General features: G+C 61.7%; 1 protein-coding gene and 1 pseudogene. Both read left to right on the forward strand.

What is annotated here, in order from left to right; all coding sequences use genetic code 11:
- Positions 1-245, forward strand: a pseudogene (locus ACKVY0_RS15665) (hypothetical protein); the annotation flags it as partial.
- A gap of 16 nt (positions 246-261) precedes the next feature.
- Positions 262-2904, forward strand: coding sequence for a hypothetical protein (locus tag ACKVY0_RS15670; RefSeq protein ID WP_409215760.1), 2643 nt, complete (start codon positions 262-264; stop codon positions 2902-2904).
- Positions 2905-3068 lie beyond the last annotated feature (164 nt).

A 3068-nucleotide genomic window follows, 5' to 3' on the forward strand; every position in this document is an offset into this window, starting at 1 on the left:
ACTTCAAGAGTGACGATTCCAACCACTGGATGGATGAATCCTTCGAGATCAAAGTCCGCAACCGCAAGCAGGACGAAGCCGTCGAAATCCGCGTCGTCGAGCACCTTTACCGCGCGTTGAACTGGGAGATCAGAGAAAGCAGCAACACACAGCTCAAAACCGACGCCCAGACCATCGAGTTTCGCATCCCATTGAAGCCTGGTGAGGAGAAGACCATTACCTACACGGTGCATTACTCCTGGTAGGCTTATGAGGCGTTGTGTGTCAGTTGGTTGGTTGTTTTGCCTGCTCGCCGGATTAGCGGCCGGGCAGGAATCACGGCCGATCCCCATCGGCATTGAGGTGGATGCGAAAGGTGAGGAGTTTGAAGAACCGGAGGCCCGCAAAGCCATCGCTGCCATCGCCAGCGATGCGCAGAACCGTGCGTGGGCCATCTTTCGCAGCCAGGGCGCACGGCTGGCGGTGTTTCAGAAGGATCACTGGTCGCCGGTGAAGCTGCCTGGATTTCCGCCAACGTTGAAGGCGCTGAAACTGGCCCGGCTGCAGGACGGTACCATCGCCTGTCTGTGGCGTGATGAAGCGACGGCGGACGATCATGTGCTGAGCCGCCACACCACGAAGCGGCATCAGGTGCTGGCACGCATTCCGGTGAAGTTGAACGAGCCACATCTGCTGCCATTGGCGGATGGCGGCCTGCTGGTGACCGCGTCCGGCCGCGAGTTGCTGCGCATCGGCAAGGGCGGGGCGGATCCCGAGATCATCACGCTGCCGGAGGATGCTTTCCTGCCGCCGAAGAAAAACGACGACGGCTCCTCCCGCACCGGTTTTGTGCCGGTGCATGCGGTGCAGGACCAGCGCGGGACGATCTGGCTGTGGAGTCAGGCGATGAAGCCCATGGAATGGGAATGGCGGCTGCGCGGACTGGGCCGGTTTACCCCGCAGGGTTTCTCGTTTCAGGACCTTCCCGGCACCAAGCCTGAGCAGCCGATATCGGTGGTGGTGCCGTGGATGCGCAATCGTCTCGCCATTGCCGTGGCCGGTGTGGGCTTGTTTGATCTCGATGTGGAGAAAAATGCGATGAATGTGTTTGCCGCACCCGGAGACGAACTGAAGCACATCGAGAAAATTTTCCCCGCGCACGATGACTGGCATCTCATCACCACGCCGCGGCCCACCGAGCAGGAAGTCAGCGTGTCGAAGACCTTCAACGCCCAGCTCGAGCTGCGAACGCAGCGTTTTTATGATCCGCAAAAACGTACCAGCGCGCTGTTTCGACTTCGTGGCACCCAGCTCTCCCCGCTGACGTGGAAGCTGGATGCCGAGCCTGCCTTCGGCTGGCCTGACCGTCCGGTGATCGAGACCAAGGAGGGATTTTGGACTTGTGTGAAGGGCGGCGGCCTCGTCTTCGTGCCATTCGCGGCGAAAGGCGTTTTGAAGACGCTCGACTGGCGCAATGGCCTCACGCTGCGGGAACCCGTCGAGATGGCACGGGCGGGAGACACGCAGTTCGTCGTGCTGGATCGCGGCACGGGACAGACCTGCCTGCTGCCGCTCAAACCTGCTGCATCGGTGAATCCTGCGCCAGTGCGGCTGGCGATCGTGCAGACTGAATCATTGCTGCTGGAGGATGCGCGTGGACGCATCTGGGGCCGCATGGCGGATGACACTTTTCAGTGCTGGGAGAACGGCCGCTGGAACGTACTGTCGGTGCCGGAAAAGGTGACGCAGATGGGCAGCAACGCCTTCATCGCCGACGCGCATGAGCAGGGCTGGTTTATACCGATGAAAGCCGGCCCGGCGGCGGTGTGTGATTTCACCACCGGCGAGTGGCACGTCTTCGCGAGCATCGAAGCAGCGCTCGTGGCGCGGATGCGGCCTGCGACCAGGCTGTTGCTGCGCGATTTCCCGAGCTTGGCACCGGTTTCATCTGCAGGTTCGCCCATGCGCGCCGGTTTTTTGCGTCAGTCAGGGACGCTGCATCACTTTGATGGCCGTGGCTGGAAGGAATGGAAGATCACCGACATCGCCGGTCCTGACGCGCGGGTCACCAGCCCGCCGCGTTTCGACCAAGATGGCCGGTTTACCCTGGCCTTCAGCGGTTACAACTGGCAGCTCATGCCTGACGGCCAATGGCGACGCACCGAGCAGAAGGCGGATGAGACGCAGCGTGTTTATCATTCGGAGGAGGCGCAGCCACCGCATGACTGCCCGGTGAAGAATGTTTCCAGCACGGCTTATGACCGCCACGGCGTCTGCTGGCTCAGCGACACGCAGCGCCGCTTGTGGAAATGTATTCCCGGTTGCGCGGTTCCCGTCCTACAGCCGGGTGAACCCAATCCTTTGCCTGATGGCACACGTCTCTACGAAGTGCGCATGGATTTGGCCGGCAACGCCTTCCTGCGCCTGCAATTCGGCTGGCATGGCGAAAAATATCTCGCCGTCCGCTCCCGCCTGCCGCAGCCGGAAAGCCGGGTGACGCTGCATGCGGTGCTGGCCGACACGGCGCGGATCGAATTCGGCCAGGCCGCCTGGCACACCTGGCGCATCGACGCGGGTGAATGGTCGCTGGCCACGGACAAGAAGGAGCATGCGCTCACCGGTCTGCTGCCGGGTGAGCACGCGCTCGAAGTCATGGCCTACAATGCCGATCTCACACCGGCCAGCGCTGGTGCGAAACTCAGCATCACCATCAAGGCGGCCGACATCGCTGAAATGAACCTTTTGATCCAACGTCTTGGCGGCGCTGACCTCAATGCCAGCGAGGCGGCGGCACGCCGGCTGCGCAGCCAGGGAAAGCCCGCTCTTCCGAGCTTGAACAGGTCACGCGAAACGGCCGATGAACGCACCCGCTGGTGGCTGGACGCGGTCATCCAGCAGATCGAAATGAAGCAGGGATCGAAATGACATATCCAATGCCGCCTTCGTCCTGGGATGAGAACGCCCGTCGAAATCAGCGATCCCAACTTCAGGTGGAACGAACTCCACCTCTACCTCACCGTCACCGAAAGCACCGTCTGGTGCGCCACCCATCGCGGCGACATCGAAGCCGCCAGCTATCTGCTCGACCT

Source organism: Prosthecobacter sp. (assembly GCF_046154365.1).
In the GTDB taxonomy this organism is placed as follows: domain Bacteria; phylum Verrucomicrobiota; class Verrucomicrobiia; order Verrucomicrobiales; family Verrucomicrobiaceae; genus Prosthecobacter.